14 protein-coding genes are annotated in these 15,133 nt (G+C 34.5%); 5 read left to right on the top strand and 9 right to left on the bottom strand.

Features of this window, described 5'->3' with window-relative positions; genetic code table 11:
* Window positions 1-213: 213 nt before the first annotated feature.
* From J3U59_RS03285 to J3U59_RS03265, 5 genes are all read left to right on the top strand, one after another.
* On the top strand, window positions 214-2,403 hold the full coding sequence (locus J3U59_RS03285; RefSeq protein ID WP_267333400.1) for an autotransporter outer membrane beta-barrel domain-containing protein: 2,190 nt from the start codon (window positions 214-216) through the stop codon (window positions 2,401-2,403).
* Between the two features lie 379 nt (window positions 2,404-2,782).
* The gene (locus J3U59_RS03280; RefSeq protein WP_267333399.1) at window positions 2,783-3,706 is read left to right on the top strand and encodes a metal ABC transporter substrate-binding protein; all 924 of its coding nucleotides are present in this window, start codon (window positions 2,783-2,785) and stop codon (window positions 3,704-3,706) included.
* Window positions 3,706-4,602: a manganese/iron ABC transporter ATP-binding protein gene (locus tag J3U59_RS03275; RefSeq protein WP_267333398.1), complete on the top strand. Its 897-nt coding sequence runs from the start codon at window positions 3,706-3,708 to the stop codon at window positions 4,600-4,602. The genes J3U59_RS03280 and J3U59_RS03275 overlap by 1 nt, the downstream gene beginning before the upstream one ends.
* Entirely contained in the window at window positions 4,603-5,469 is an 867-nt protein-coding gene (locus J3U59_RS03270; RefSeq protein WP_267333397.1) for a metal ABC transporter permease, read from the top strand.
* Window positions 5,466-6,302 (top strand): metal ABC transporter permease, encoded by an 837-nt coding sequence (locus J3U59_RS03265; protein WP_267333396.1) that lies wholly within the window; start codon window positions 5,466-5,468, stop codon window positions 6,300-6,302. Before J3U59_RS03270 ends, J3U59_RS03265 begins: the two co-directional genes overlap by 4 nt.
* Before the next feature lie 63 nt (window positions 6,303-6,365).
* Here the strand turns inward: J3U59_RS03265 and dnaB are convergent, their stop codons facing one another.
* From dnaB to J3U59_RS03220, 9 genes are all read right to left on the bottom strand, one after another.
* Window positions 6,366-7,790, bottom strand: a complete 1,425-nt coding sequence (gene dnaB / locus J3U59_RS03260; protein ID WP_267333395.1) for a replicative DNA helicase — start codon at window positions 7,788-7,790, stop codon at window positions 6,366-6,368.
* A gap of 47 nt (window positions 7,791-7,837) precedes the next feature.
* Window positions 7,838-8,629, bottom strand: coding sequence for a tRNA pseudouridine(38-40) synthase TruA (gene truA, locus J3U59_RS03255; protein ID WP_267333394.1), 792 nt, complete (start codon window positions 8,627-8,629; stop codon window positions 7,838-7,840).
* Window positions 8,616-9,638 carry an aspartate-semialdehyde dehydrogenase gene (locus tag J3U59_RS03250; protein WP_267333393.1) on the bottom strand — a complete coding sequence of 341 codons (1,023 nt, stop codon included), beginning with the start codon at window positions 9,636-9,638 and terminating at the stop codon, window positions 8,616-8,618. The genes truA and J3U59_RS03250 overlap by 14 nt, the downstream gene beginning before the upstream one ends.
* 429 nt (window positions 9,639-10,067) lie before the next feature.
* Complete coding sequence (locus J3U59_RS03245) at window positions 10,068-10,658, bottom strand: putative type VI secretion system effector (protein ID WP_323849492.1); 591 nt, start codon at window positions 10,656-10,658, stop codon at window positions 10,068-10,070.
* Window positions 10,616-11,029: a hypothetical protein gene (locus J3U59_RS03240; RefSeq protein WP_267333391.1), complete on the bottom strand. Its 414-nt coding sequence runs from the start codon at window positions 11,027-11,029 to the stop codon at window positions 10,616-10,618. The genes J3U59_RS03245 and J3U59_RS03240 overlap by 43 nt, the downstream gene beginning before the upstream one ends.
* A 63-nt stretch (window positions 11,030-11,092) precedes the next feature.
* Window positions 11,093-12,055, bottom strand: a complete 963-nt coding sequence (locus J3U59_RS03235; protein ID WP_267333390.1) for a putative type VI secretion system effector — start codon at window positions 12,053-12,055, stop codon at window positions 11,093-11,095.
* Between the two features lie 63 nt (window positions 12,056-12,118).
* Window positions 12,119-13,081, bottom strand: a complete 963-nt coding sequence (locus tag J3U59_RS03230; protein WP_267333389.1) for a putative type VI secretion system effector — start codon at window positions 13,079-13,081, stop codon at window positions 12,119-12,121.
* 63 nt (window positions 13,082-13,144) lie between these two features.
* Window positions 13,145-14,107 (bottom strand): putative type VI secretion system effector, encoded by a 963-nt coding sequence (locus J3U59_RS03225; protein WP_267333388.1) that lies wholly within the window; start codon window positions 14,105-14,107, stop codon window positions 13,145-13,147.
* A 63-nt stretch (window positions 14,108-14,170) separates the two neighbouring features.
* Window positions 14,171-15,133: a putative type VI secretion system effector gene (locus tag J3U59_RS03220; RefSeq protein ID WP_267333387.1), complete on the bottom strand. Its 963-nt coding sequence runs from the start codon at window positions 15,131-15,133 to the stop codon at window positions 14,171-14,173.

Below are 15,133 nucleotides of genomic sequence, written 5' to 3'. Positions count from 1 at the left end.
GTTATAAAACATACTAAATCCTTTCATAGGATTTAGTATGCCTAATTATTGAAATCGATAAATCAGTTTTTATTCTTCATATTACCCCTATCTTTTGTAAAGAAAAGTAAAGCACAAAATGTTTTTATAAACTTGAATAATCGTGTATTATTTGACGCGTTTGAGTAAATTTTCACCACTTGATTCTGTATTATGATTATAAGGAATAGAACAATGAATTTAAGACAAAACATAAAAATAGCGTTAGGTTTAGGATTGTTTACGCCATTGACCACATGGGGTTTAGATGTAAATGGAAATCAAGTTATTACCGAAGAAATAAATGTTCCAAAAACTCACTCAGTAAGTAAACATGGAGCTGGCCTATACAGCGATTCGTTTTTTGGGATTGCAATTTCAGAAGGAAGCAATGTTACTTTTGACAACAAAGTAACGGTAAATCTTTCTGAAAAGGATATTAATAATGTAAATCACTCTGATTTCACTGGTATTAAAGTAGGGCTATCTGATACCAGAGAACCTCAACAACCTACGTTAACTATATTTAATAATGATGTTACTGTTAATTTAGAAAGTACACATTATGATGACGCTGTAGTTGCACTAAATTCTAGTACAGTTATATTCAATGGTACAACAAGATTAAGTATGACCAACAGCCAAGATCCAGATGATAGAGGTTCTGCTATTTTTAGTCATGGAGGATCAGTAATAGTTAATGGAGAATCTCATATTATTGGTGATCTTGAAGCCAATGGTTCAGGAACAATAACCATCAAAAATAGATCAATGATCAAAGGAGATATTGAATCTGATGAAAATAGTTTAATAGACCTTGATCTAATATCAGGTTCTAGAATTGAAGGTAATTTGAATGCATTTAGCAATGCAACCATCAATTTGAAATTAGCAGAAAATTCTCAATTTATTGGTACAGCAGACAGTAGTGATCAATTTTTAGACTCAGATACGGATGACGGAAAAGCCCATCCCGGATTTATCAATATTGATCTAAGTAAAGGTGCCCTTTGGAATATACTCGATAGAGATGATGAAGAAGAGGAAGACGAAGATTTTAATTCCTATATCACGCAATTATCAGGTGCCGGGTCGGTTACATTTGATCACAATACTCAAACTCGATCGCCTTCTTTCAAAAATTTAACTGTTGAAAACCTAAAAGGTGCATTAAATTTCACAATGAGTACCGATATCGCTGCTGAAAAAAGTGATAAACTCATTATCAAAAACTCAGCTGAAGGCCATCACACTCTTAATTTGATTAATAATGGCTCTTCAAAAACCACAGGACAAGAAAAATTAACATTGGTAGACATTGATGAAAATGCAACCAGCACCGCTGAATTTAAAACCGATCATCAAGTTGAGTTAGGTGGATACAAATACCATTTAACTAAAGATGGAAATAATTGGGTATTAGTGAGTAATGGCACTGTTACTAATACAGATAAAAATGATAATAACACAAGCTCAAAACCACAAATTACAACAACAGCAAATGCCAGTGCTGGATTCCTTAATGCCAACTATTTAATGAGTTATGTTGAAACACAAACATTACTGAAACGTTTAGGTGATATGCGGAATAGTGGTACGTTTGGCGATGTTTGGTTAAGGGGCTTTTCTGGAAAATTAGATTCATTTTCGAGCGGAAAATTAAGTAAGTTTGACATGAATTATCATGGATTCCAGTTCGGTGCCGATAAACAGTTATCAGAAAACACGCCGTTTGTAATAGGTGCTTTTGTTGGTCAAACTTATGGTGATCCTGACTACCGTAAAGGCGACGGCTCTTTAAGATCATTTAATACAGGGCTTTATACAACGTATTTAGATGAAAGTGGTTTTTACCTAGATGGTGTAGCAAAATATGCACGTCAAAAAAATCATTTCAAAGTGAAAGATACTGCTGATAATCGCGTTCAGGGTACCGGTCATACCAATGGACTTGGCGTATCATTAGAGCTAGGTAAAAAATATCAAATTAACGATTTTTATATTGAACCACAAACGCAAATCGCTTATAGCCACCAAAATGGTACATCAATTAATGCAACCAACGGGCTTAACGTCAAATTAGGTAACTATAACTCATTAATTGGTCGTGCTTCTGCATTGTTTGGTTATCAAGTCAATACCGAAAATAGCAACATTAACCTTTATGCTAAAACAGGCATTGTTCGGGAATTTGATGGCGATACTTACTACAAACTAAATGGAAATAAAGAGAGCCATTCATTTGAAGGAAACTGGTGGAATAACAGCATAGGTGTAAGTGCTCAAGTTAATAAAGCACATACTATTTACCTTGATGTCGAAAGCTCTACGGGTAATCGATTTGATTTACTACAAGTGAATGGTGGTTACCGTTATTCTTTTTAATCTAACCAGACCATAAAGCCGCATTATAATATGAAAACTAAAAATCACATTCTAAATCATATGAATGTGATTTTTATCTCAATAAATCAGCACGTTTCTTACCGTATCATCTATTGCTCAAATAGAGAACATAGTCTGCTATTTTACAACGTTTTTATTTAGAATGAATTCATATAGATAAATGGGGAAATATTTATTCCCGCTAAGTAAAAATAATTTGACATTTATTATTTAAATGATAATAATTCTCATTAACATTTAAATAATAATATTTATGTAAAAAAAGATAACTATTTCTAATGATTATATCAGATATAACAACTCACGACTTTGTTACTATTTAATTGATTTCTAGTATGTTATACAACAGGAGCTGATAATGGAATTTAATTTATTCAATAACAATAATAAAACAGTATTTAGGACGATACTGTCATCGTTAATTATAATTGCTGGACTATTTTGTTCAGCCCAAGCAGCCGAAAAAAAATTTAAAGTCGTGACAACTTTTACCGTGATCCAAGATATGGCCCAAAACGTCGCCGGTGATGCCGCTGATGTTGAATCGATCACTAAAGTGGGGGCCGAAATCCACGAATACGATCCGACACCACAAGATATTACTAAAGCCCTTTCTGCTGATTTAGTATTATGGAATGGTCTTAACTTAGAATTATGGTTTAAACGTTTTTTTGAAGATATTAAAGATGTGCCCTCTGTTGTAGTTACTGAAGGTATTGAACCGATGCCAATTCAAGAAGGTAGTTATAAAGGTAACCCAAATCCTCATGCTTGGATGTCTCCGACACTTGCTTTAACTTATATAGAAAATATTCGCGCAGCGTTTGTTAAATATGATCCTAAACATGCTGATATTTATAACCAAAATGCAGCTGACTATATTGCCAAGATAAAAGCGCTTGATGCCCCACTACGTGAACGTTTAACTAAAATTCCTGATGCTCAACGTTGGTTAGTAACCAGTGAAGGGGCTTTTAGCTATCTAGCTCGAGATTATAATTTAAAAGAAGCTTACTTATGGCCCATTAATGCAGAACAACAAGGAACACCAAAACAAGTTAAAAATCTTATCGACTTAGTCAAAGCAAAAAACATTCCTGTATTATTTAGCGAAAGTACCATTTCAGATAAACCAGCAAAACAAGTAAGCAAGGAAACCGGTGCCAAATATGGAGGCGTTTTATACGTCGATTCTTTATCAACAAAAGATGGGCCGGTACCTACATATATTGATTTATTAAAAGTTACTGTTGAAACAATAGCTAAAGGATTTGAAAAATAATGACTCAAATTTGCCTAAATGTTGATGATATTACCGTGACTTATAATAATGGTCATACCGCAATTCATGATGCCAGTTTTAAGCTCAATGGCGGCACTATATGTGCCCTTGTTGGCGTAAATGGAAGCGGTAAATCGACTTTGTTTAAAAGTATTATGGGAATGATCAAACCAACTCAAGGACACGTAACATTTAATAATATTCCAGTAAGGCAGGCATTAAAGCAAAATATCATTGCTTACGTTCCACAGACTGAAGAAGTTGATTGGGACTTCCCAGTTTTAGTTTCTGATGTTGTGATGATGGGACGATACGGGCATATGTCTTTTTTTCGTATTCCGAGTCAGGAAGATAAAAAACAAGTTGATATTGCACTTGAACGCGTCAATATGCTTGATTTTAAACATCGACAGATTGGTGAACTTTCAGGTGGGCAAAAAAAACGTGTTTTTTTAGCTCGAGCATTGGCTCAGCAAGGAAAAGTATTGCTATTAGATGAACCCTTTACCGGTGTTGATGTTAAAACAGAAAATGCAATCATTGATTTGCTTAAAGCGCTACGTAAAGAAGGGCATTTAATTTTAGTATCAACCCATAATTTAGGCAGTGTGCCTGAATTTTGTGATCAGGTGGTGTTGATTAATCAAACTGTTCTGGCATTTGGTCCAACTAAAACCACATTTACTCCTCAGAATTTAATGACAACCTTTGGTGGTGCATTACGTTATTTAAGTCTATCTGGTGCTCAATTACATGAAGACGAAGATCCGCGTAAAGTATCGATACTAACCGATGACGAACGTGCAGCGATTTTTTATGGTGAAGGTAAGGATGATTCACCTCATCAAAATTTACTTGTTGAACAGCAAGGTAATGAACCAAAAGGACAACAATAAATGGAATTCCTACTTGAACCTTTTACTTATAGCTTTATGTTTAAAGCCATTTGGGTAAGTAGCATTGTAGGGGCCGCCTGTGCGTTTTTATCGGCTTTTTTAATGCTAAAAGGCTGGTCACTAATGGGGGATGCACTTTCCCACTCAGTAGTACCAGGTGTTGCCGGTGCCTATGCGCTTGGGCTACCCTATTCTGTCGGCGCTTTTTTTACAGGATTACTTGCCGCACTGGCCATTATTATTGTGCGCACCATTACTCGATTAAAAGAAGATGCAATTATTGGTTTTATCTTTTCTACTTTTTTTGCTGTCGGCCTGTTAATTATTTCACTCAATCCAACTTCCGTTAATGTGCAAACTATCATTTTTGGTAATATTCTTGGCATTGACGATAGTGATATGTGGCAAGTACAAATTATTATTTTAGTGTCATTTATACTATTACTGTTGTTTTGGAAAGATTTGTTAGTTGTTTTCTTTGATGAAACTCATGCCAGATCAATTGGTTTAAAACCCTTACAATTAAAAATTCTTTTTTTCACTATTTTAAGTGCTTGCACAGTAGCCGCTTTGCAAACGGTGGGCGCAATTTTAGTTATCGCAATGGTCGTCACCCCTGGTGCAACGGCTTACCTATTAACGAATCGTTTTTCACATCTATTAATTATTTCGGTCGTGATTGGTGCATCAACCAGTGCAATAGGTGCTTGGATTAGCTATTTTCTCAATGGTGAAACCGGTGGTGTAATTGTTACACTACAAACCTTAGTTTTTATGACTGCATTTTTATTTGCACCTAGACAAGGCTTAATTTCTAATAAGCGAAAAATAAAACAATCAAAGTTAAAGAAAGGGGCAAATGTATGACAGAATTATGGGATTTTATCTATTATCCATTAACCTTGCCCTTTATCCAACGTGCTATTTTAGCCGCCATGGCAACAGGTATAGTTTGTGCACTACTTTCTTGCTTTTTGGTTTTAAAAGGTTGGTCATTAATGGGCGATGCCATCTCGCATGCTGTATTACCTGGGATTGTGTTAGCTTATTTAGCAGGCATTCCAATTATCATTGGTGCATTTGTTTCTGGCTTATGTTGCTCTGTGGCAACTGGCTACATTAAAGAACATAGCCGAATTAAAGAAGATACGGTAATGGGCATTGTCTTTTCAGGCATGTTTGCTTTTGGCTTAGTGCTTTTTTCAAAAGTCGACACATCACAACATCTAAATCATATTTTATTTGGCAGTGTGCTTGGGACAAGTTACGATGAATTAAAACAAATCATCTTAATTGCTGCCACAGTTTCAATTTTAATCATTATAAAACGTCGAGATCTTATGCTATATTGCTTTGATGCAATACAGGCTCAAGTGATCGGATTACCCGTTCGCTTATTACATTATGGTTTGCTCAGTGTTCTTGCTTTAACCATAGTCGGTTCACTCAAAGCTGCTGGGGTGATTTTAGTGATTGCCATGTTAATTTCCCCTGGCATTACTGCATTTTTACTCACTAAACGTTTTGATATGATGTTGATTATTGCTGTTATCGTTTCGGTATTTTCAACATTGACAGGCACATTGATTAGCTACTATTCAGACGCATCCACCAGTGCCTGCATTGTTATTTTACAAGCAATTATTTTTGTTATAGCACAGGTTTATCAATATGTCGTTTATAAAAGAACACAAAACTAACTGAACTTGCGCAAATGTTTAAAATCAACCATTTGCGCATCTATATCAGCAATATAAAAGTAATTACTCGTCATCCAAATATTTACTTGAATCGGCGTAATTATCAAAGCGCGAAAACTGGCCTTGGAACTTTAATCTGACTTTACCAATAGGACCATTACGTTGCTTACCTAAAATAATTTCGGCAATACCTTTATGTTCTGAAGTCTCATTATAAACTTCATCACGATAGATAAACATAATCACATCGGCATCTTGTTCAATGGAACCTGACTCACGTAAGTCCGAGTTAACCGGTCTTTTGTCTGCTCGCTGTTCCAAACTACGATTAAGTTGTGATAAAGCAACAACAGGAATCTGTAATTCTTTCGCTAATGCTTTTAAAGAACGTGAAATTTCAGCGATTTCTAAGGTTCGATTTTCAGACATATTAGGAACACGCATAAGCTGTAAATAGTCGACCATAATCATACTCAAACCTTTATGTTCACGATAAATACGTCTTGCTCTTGAGCGTAATTCCATAGGGGTAAGTCCCGATGAATCATCAATATAGATATTTTTTTTCTCTAAAAGCAATCCCATCGTACTCGATATTCTGGCCCAATCATCATCTTTCAGCTGACCTGTTCGAATACGTGTTTGATCAACCCGAGAGAGCGATGCCAACATACGCATCATAATCTGTTCTGAGGGCATTTCTAAACTGAAAATCAGCACAGGCTTTTCTTGCATCATTGCTGCATTTTCACACAAATTCATAGCAAAAGTCGTTTTACCCATCGATGGTCTTGCTGCAATAATAATAAGATCTGAACGTTGTAAACCAGCTGTTTTCTTATCTAAATCAATAAATCCGGTTGAAACACCTGTCACTCCGTCGTGTGGACGCTGAAAGAGTTCTTCAATTTTGGCAACCGTTGCCTCGAGTACATCGGTAATACTCTTCGGTCCTTCACCCTGTTTTGTTCGGCTTTCCGCTATTTGGAATATTTTACTTTCGGCTAAATCTAAAATTTCGCTACTATCTCGCCCTTCAGTTGCATAACAGTTATCAGCAATATCATTTGATGCGCTAATCAGTTCACGTAAAATCGCTTGCTGACGAATAATATCACTGTAAGCAACGACATTAATTGCACTTGGGGTATTTTTTGAAAGTTCAGCCAAATAGGCAAATCCGCCAACATCAGCAAGAATATCCTTACTTTCTAAACTTTCCGATAGTGTAATTAAATCAATTGGCGTACCTTTACCGACCAAAGTATGCATTTCTGAAAAAATTAATTGATGATGACGAGAATAAAAATCGCGCTCAGTAATCATTTCAGCCACAACATCCCATCGTTGATTATCAAGCATTAAACTGCCAAGCACGGCTTGTTCTGCTTCAATAGAGTGTGGTGGCAATTTGATATTATGCAGTTTTGATTTTTTTGTTTCTTTATTTTTATCATCTTTACTGGAATTGATATCATCAGTATTCATTGCATTCATCTTTTTAGTTAAATTGGATTAGTTATAAGCAATTATGCTTAATGTAAAAATAATGGACCTAAAAAAGAATTGGGGATCTGATATTTCGATGGATAGTCCACTTGAACCAAATACAACCCTTCCGGTTTTGCTGTTGCAGCAGCGAGTGTTCGATCTTTAGCTTTGAGCAAATCAAGAATCCATTGTGGCTGCTGATTGCCTGCACCGACCTCGATTAAACTGCCTACAATATTACGTACCATATGATGCACAAAAGCATTCGCTTTGATATCCACAATAATATATTCAGCTTGCCTTGTCACTTCAATATGATGAATATTACGCCAAGGGGTTAATGACTGACACTGAGCCGCTCTAAATGATGTAAAATCATTTTCACCTAATAAATATTGCGCAGCTTGATGCATTAATGTTTCATTCAATGGCAAATAATAATGAGAAACACCTTTAGCTAAAATTGCCGGTCGATAACGATGATTATAAATCACATAACGATACCGCCTTGCCGTTGCACTAAATCGCGCATGAAAACTATCATCGACTGAGTGTGACCACCGCACAGCAATATTAGTTGGTAAATGCGAATTCACCCCCATCGTCCAGGCACCGTGTGAACGTTGGGCTTGGGTTTCAAAATGAACCACCTGCCCTGTAGCATGCACACCGGCATCGGTTCTGCCCGCGCAAAAAACGGTAATGGGTTCATTAGCGACAATCGATAAGGCCGTTTCTAACCTTTCTTGAACAGAGTCGTGCGACTGCTGCTTTTGCCAACCAAAATAGTCACTACCATCGTACTCAATACCCAGTGCAATTTTACAGATAGTCATTAATGAGTATCTCGAGGGTCTCTATCAGCATCAAAGCGCCTAAATAACGAATATTATCTGCAACTGACCAATATTGAATTTGCTCATAATTACCATAGCTGTGCCTTAGATTAGCTAATTTTATGGTTAATTTATCTTCAGATTCAGTATTGACCTCGGTAACAGGGGTAGGTAAATCATCATGTCGCACTTCGACGTCATAGTCATTAAAACGTGTCATGTCTAATTCAATGGGTAAACTACTTGACACATTGACTGATTGCGCAAGCCCATAAAAAACTGGAACAATGATCGATTCAATTGATACCGGCAATTGATAATTATTCATTACTTTGCGAATTTGATTTACTTGTGATTTTTCGCTGAGTGTCAAATGCTCAGTTTGATGAGAAATCGGTAACAAATTAAAGGCTAATTGATTATCAAATATGGCATTTTCAACTGGCATACCATTTAACAACCGAGCACTCTGCCCCGCTAATTCATCAACCCCTGATTTACCATATAAAGAGGATGGAATAAAATTAGTAACATGCAAATTGGTAAGTAATTCAATATCTGTCAAAGGTGTAATACAACGCAATAATTGGCAGACTGTCGCACTAGCAACAGCAATGATATTTTCATTACGATACTCAGTTAATACATTATTATTTACCTTAGGAACGACTAAAGGTATATGATCTTCATCGACAAAATAACCACTTGCATCAATCACAATACAGCCCGATTGTGCTGCTATCTGCGCATACGTTTCACTGGTTTTAACACCCGCAACAAAAAAAGCAAAATGGCATTGTCCCCAATCCATTTGATTACTATCAACAACCGTTAAATTTTTACCCGAAAAACGTACAATTTCGCCTTCACTATTATCACTGCCAACTAAATAAAGATTTTCAATTTCGAATCGATTAGCTTGTGCTAAGTTATCTTGTTGTAACAATTCAACTAATGCAGAACCAACTTGCCCTGTCGCACCAACAATCGCAATATTCCATGCAGACATATCTTAAACCTAATTAAAAAAAGTATAGGCTATTATACCATTATCTTATCTAAGATAGCGCAAAAGATCATAACAAACATGATGTAGTATTTCTAACCCATTTATGTTTAACCAAATAGTCTATATAAACTATAGGGTAATGTAATTATCATTCGCCAACATTGATTAAAATTAATAGTTTTTAATTCTATAATAGAATTTTAGAATTGATTATTTTTTTTATTACTATTACCTTATTTTTATAAATTATTCGGAAAAACTCCTATTAGTAAACGTCATATATCTTTTTAAAAAAGTTAAAACTTTTTATGTTTTCAAAATTGATAGGAAATCATTAATTGTTACCCTATTTTTTGCATAGAGCATATTAGTCCTTCTTCCTTATTACTCTTTCAACACCCTAAAAACAACCGACTCATTTTTAAACCATTATTGACCATCTTCATGTTGTGTCTTTTTATTATCCTCGGATAAAGGGTTACCTTCTTCCTTACAAAGCACTTCAGGATCATAATAAAAAAAGAACCATCCACAGCCATCTTTAGATGGCCTAATACACCAATCAACATCGAAATTCCAATCAGTTAAATATTTTCCCTGAACAATTAATTTGGTTATATAGTTTTTACTTATTTTGTCTAAATTAATATTATTAACGTTCTTCCATTTCAGAAGAGTAAAAATTCTTTCTGCAAGCTTTATATGGGTAGCTATAGAGTTTTTTCTTACGATTAAACAAGCCGATCCAATTAGTAAACCAAGCGAACTAAAACCGATGAAAAGATTTTCCAAAGAAAAGTCTAAAACAAGATAATTCATTAATAATACACAAAAAATATAAAATATTAACGCAGGCCAAAAACAAACTTTTAAAGCTTGGTTACGCCCAGCATAGCATGGTGGGATAAGAGAAATAATTTGCTCACTGGGTTTCAACATGGCATAAACCTCGTAATAATCATCACGTTTTTCAGCAATTACTTCAACTTGATCACCCTTATTAAATTTATAAAAACCCAGCCAACCTTTAAGGGTAATATCATTATCAAGTTGGCAGTAATATATTGTGCTTTAACATAATTACTAAGATCACCGCCATTAGCATGACCCAAAGCCGCGAGCCCTGCTGCGGTATTACCGTTTAATGTAGCAAGTAAAGCGCCTCTTTGTAATTTAGCTTTTTGTTTTTCTCTTTGTTCTTCACTTAAATAAGCGCCATCAGCAAGTGGAGCATAACAAAAGAGCCCTTTAAAATCAGTTAGTGTACCTGTTAATTTTATTAAGTCTTTAGGTGGCAATGTTGGATCTTCTATTTTGAGTCCTGTTTTTTTTAACACCTGATCTTTATCTTTATAAGTGATATCTTTGCCGTCATATTTTGCATAGCACATATTCGGTCTTATTCCTTATTGCTATTTCAACACCCTAAAAACCACCGACTCATTTTTAAACCATTATTGACCATCTTCATGTTGTGTCTTTTTATTATCCTCTGATAAAGGGTTACCTTCTTCCTTACAAAGCACTTCAGGATCATAATAAAAAAAGTACCACCCATTACCACTTAGGGAAGGTTTTATATATGGATCTGTATCTTGCTGCCAATCAGTTAAAACTTTCCCTTGAGTAATTGATTTATCGATATATTGTTTACTTACAGTAATTAAATTAATATTTTTGACATTTTTCCATCCTAAAAGAGTGAAAATTCTTTCCGCAAGTTTTATATGAGTAGCAATTGAATTTCTCTTAACAATTACTGAAGCCGGTCCGATGAGTAAACCAAGCGAACTAAATCCGATTAAAAGATTTTCGAAAGAAAAGTCTAAAACAAAATAATTCATTAATAATACACAAATGATATAACATATAAATACTATCCAAAACCAAGCTTTAAAAGCTTGATTGCGACCAGCATAACAGAGGGGGATAATAGAAATAATTTGCTCGCTGGGTTTTAACATGGCATAGACTTCATAATAATCATCACGTTTCTCGGCTATCACTTCAACTTGATCACCCTCATTAAATTTATAATAACCCAGCCAACCTTTGAGGGTAATATTATTATTAAGTTGGGCAGTAATGTATTGTGCTCGAAAATAATTACTGCGGTCGCCACCATTAGCACGCCCCAATGCTGCAAGTCCCGCTGCGGTATTGCCATTTAACGTAGCAAGTAAAGCACCTTTTTGAAGTTTGGCTTTCTGTCTTTCTTTTTGTGCTTCACTTAAATAAGCGCCATCACCAAGTTGAGCATAACAAAAAAGTCCTTTAAAATCAGATAGTGTACCTGTTAATTTTATTAAGTCTTTAGGTGGCAACGTTGGATCTTCTATTTTAAGCCCTGTTTTTTTTAACACCTGTTCTTTATCTTTATAAGTGATATCTTTGCCATCATATTTTGCGTAGCACATATTCGGTCTTATTCCTTATTGCTATTTTAACACTCTAAAAACAACCGACTCATTTTTAAACCATTATTGATCATCTTCATGTTGTGTCTTTTTATTATCCTCTGCTAAAGATTTGCTTTCTTCCTTACAAAGGATTTCTGGATCGTAATAATAAAAACTCCAACCTGCGCCTGATTTAGGCGGTCTAATATATGGATCTGTATTATAATTATATGCACTTGAGTATTTACCTAGCATCGTTAATTTAACAACATATTGTTTACTTATTTTAGTTAAATTTATATTTGCAATATCTTTCCAACCTAATAATTTAAAAATTCTTTCGGCAAGTTTTATATGAGTGGCGATTGAGTTTTTGTTTACAAGTAAACAAGCCGATCCAAATAATAAACCAGTAACAGTAAAACCAATGAAAAGATTCTCAAAAGAAAAGCCTAAAATAAGGTAAGTCATCAATAAAGTTAACACAATGTAAAAAATAAACATTGGCCAAAAATACATTTTTAAAGCTTGATTGCGACCTGCAAAACATAATGGAATAAGTGAAATAATTTGCTCGCTGGGTTTTAACATGGCATAAACCTCGTAATAATCATCACGTTTTTCAGCAATTACTTCAACTTGATCACCCTCATTAAATTTATAAAAACCCAGCCAACCTTTAAGGGTAATTTCATTATTAAGTTTGGCAGTAATGTATTGTGCTCGAAAATAATTACTTCGGTCACCGCCATTAGCATGGCCCAATGCGGCTAAACCTAAAGCTGTATTGCCATTTAACGTAGCCAGTAATGCCCGCTTCTGTAATTTAATTTTTTGTTTTTCTTTTTGTTCTTCACTTAAATAAGCGCCATCACCAACTGGAGCATAACAAAAAAGTCCTTTAAAATCAGATAGTGTGCCTGTTAATTTTACTAAGTCTTTAGGTGGCAACGTTGGATCTTCTATTTTAAGCCCTGTTTTTTTTAACACATGATCTTTATCTTTATAAGTGATATCTTTGCCGTCATATTTTGCATAGCACATATTCGGTCCTATTCCTTATTACTATTTCAACAGCCTAAATACAACCGACTCATTTTTAAACCATTATTGACCATCTTCATGTTGTGTCTTTTTATTATTATCTGATAGAGGTTTACCTTCTTCCTTACAAAGCACTTCAGGATCGTAATAAAAAAAATAAAGTCCTTCACCAGATTTAGTTGGTTTAATGTATTGATCAATAAGATCGTTGTACACATATGAATATTTACCACTAGCTATTAATTTCTTAACATATTGTCTACTTATGGAGATTAAGTTTATATTAGCGACATTTTGCCACCCTAAAACTGTAAAAATTTGTTCTGAAAGTAAAGCAAAAGTTGATATTGATTTTTTGTATAATAAAAAGTAAGCAGGACCAAAAAGAATTCCGGAGCCGATGTATGCACTAACAATATCGTCTAAATTAAAACTACCGAAAAAATATAAAATAATTGCGGTAAAAATCACATAGAATAAAAAAAGAGGTAATTTAAAGTATTTAAACAATTGTTTTCGACCACCTAAACAAAGTGGAATTATTGAAATAATATGCTCACTGGGTTTTAACATAGCATACACTTCATAATAATCATCATGTTTTTCAGCGACTACTTCAACTTGATCACCCTCATTAAATTTATAAAAACCCAGCCAACCTTTAAGGGTAATATCATTATTAAGTTTGGCGGTAATATACTGCGCAGGAAACAAGTTACTACGATCACCACCTTCAGCATGTCCCAAAGCCGCGAGCCCTGCTGCAGTATTACCATTCAAAGTAGCAAGTAAAGCACCTTTTTGAAGTTTGGCTTTCTGTTTTTCTCTTTGTTCTTCACTTAAATAAGCGCCATCACCAAGTTGAGCAAAACAAAAAATCCCCTTAAAATCAGATAATGTACCTGTTAATTTTACTAAATTTTTAGGTGGCAACGTTGGATCTTCTATTTTGAGTCCTGTTTTTATTAACACCTGATCTTTATCTTTATAAGTGATATCTTTGCCGTCATATTTTGCATAGCACATATTCGGTCTTATTCCTTATTGCTATTTTAACACCCTAAAAAAAATCGACTCACTTTTAAATCATTATTGATCATCTTCATGTTGTGTCTTTTTATTATCCTCTGCTAAAGGTTTGCTTTCTTCCTTACAAAGGATTTCTGGATCGTAATAATAAAAACTCCAACCAACACCAGATTTAGGCGGTCTAAAATACGGATCTATTTTATTATTATAATCATTTGAATATTTACCTAAAGCCATCAATTTAACAATATATTGTTTACTTATTTTGGGTAAATTAATATTAATGACATCTTGCCAACCTAATAAATTAAAAATTTTTTCAGCAAGAGTAATATGGGTTGCAATGCAATTTTTACATACAATTAAGACAGCCAATCCAAACATTATACCTAAAGTCCCGAAACCTATGAAAATATTCTCCAAACTAAAATCTAAGAAAAAATAGTTCATCAATACTCCACAGAAAATATAAAATATAAGCGTTGGGAAAAAATAATGTTTTAAAGCCTGATTACGTCCGCCCACACAAGGAGGAATGATCGAAATAATTTGCTCACTAGGTTTTAACATGGCATAGACTTCATAATAATCCTCATGTTTTTCAGCAATTACTTCAACTTGATCACCATCATTAAATTTATAAAATCCCAGCCAACCTTTAAGGGTAATTTCATTATTAAGTTTGGCGGTAATATATTGCGCAGGAAACAAGTTACTACGATCACCCCCATTAGCATGTCCCAATGCGGCTAAACCTAAAGCTGTATTGCCATTTAACGTAGCCAGTAATGCCCGCTTCTGTAATTTAATTTTTTGTTTTTCTTTTTGTTCTTCACTTAAATAAGCGCCATCACCAACTTGAGCAAAACAAAAAATCCCCTTAAAATCAGATAATGTACCTGTTAATTTTACTAAATTTTTAGGTGGCAACGTTGGATCTTCTATTTTGAGTCCTGTTTTTATTAACACCTGATCTTTATCTTTATAAGTGATATCTTTGCCGTCATATTTTGCATAGCACAT

It is taken from the genome of Gilliamella sp. B3783 (assembly GCF_026536125.1).
Taxonomy (GTDB): domain Bacteria; phylum Pseudomonadota; class Gammaproteobacteria; order Enterobacterales; family Orbaceae; genus Gilliamella.
The sequence above is the reverse complement of the archived record's forward strand: the minus strand, read 5'-3'. Positions and strand labels throughout refer to the sequence as shown.

What these genes read in the sequence shown, in the direction of transcription:
- J3U59_RS03285 (WP_267333400.1), top strand. Translation starts at nt 214, where the DNA reads ATGAATTTAAGACAAAACATAAAAATAGCGTTAGGTTTAGGATTGTTT.
- J3U59_RS03280 (WP_267333399.1), top strand. Translation starts at nt 2,783, where the DNA reads ATGGAATTTAATTTATTCAATAACAATAATAAAACAGTATTTAGGACG.
- J3U59_RS03275 (WP_267333398.1), top strand. Translation starts at nt 3,706, where the DNA reads ATGACTCAAATTTGCCTAAATGTTGATGATATTACCGTGACTTATAAT.
- J3U59_RS03270 (WP_267333397.1), top strand. Translation starts at nt 4,603, where the DNA reads ATGGAATTCCTACTTGAACCTTTTACTTATAGCTTTATGTTTAAAGCC.
- J3U59_RS03265 (WP_267333396.1), top strand. Translation starts at nt 5,466, where the DNA reads ATGACAGAATTATGGGATTTTATCTATTATCCATTAACCTTGCCCTTT.
- dnaB (WP_267333395.1), bottom strand. Translation starts at nt 7,790, where the DNA reads ATGAATACTGATGATATCAATTCCAGTAAAGATGATAAAAATAAAGAA.
- truA (WP_267333394.1), bottom strand. Translation starts at nt 8,629, where the DNA reads ATGACTATCTGTAAAATTGCACTGGGTATTGAGTACGATGGTAGTGAC.
- J3U59_RS03250 (WP_267333393.1), bottom strand. Translation starts at nt 9,638, where the DNA reads ATGTCTGCATGGAATATTGCGATTGTTGGTGCGACAGGGCAAGTTGGT.
- J3U59_RS03240 (WP_267333391.1), bottom strand. Translation starts at nt 11,029, where the DNA reads ATGTGCTATGCAAAATATGACGGCAAAGATATCACTTATAAAGATAAA.
- J3U59_RS03235 (WP_267333390.1), bottom strand. Translation starts at nt 12,055, where the DNA reads ATGTGCTACGCAAAATATGATGGCAAAGATATCACTTATAAAGATAAA.
- J3U59_RS03230 (WP_267333389.1), bottom strand. Translation starts at nt 13,081, where the DNA reads ATGTGCTATGCAAAATATGACGGCAAAGATATCACTTATAAAGATAAA.
- J3U59_RS03225 (WP_267333388.1), bottom strand. Translation starts at nt 14,107, where the DNA reads ATGTGCTATGCAAAATATGACGGCAAAGATATCACTTATAAAGATAAA.
- J3U59_RS03220 (WP_267333387.1), bottom strand. Translation starts at nt 15,133, where the DNA reads ATGTGCTATGCAAAATATGACGGCAAAGATATCACTTATAAAGATAAA.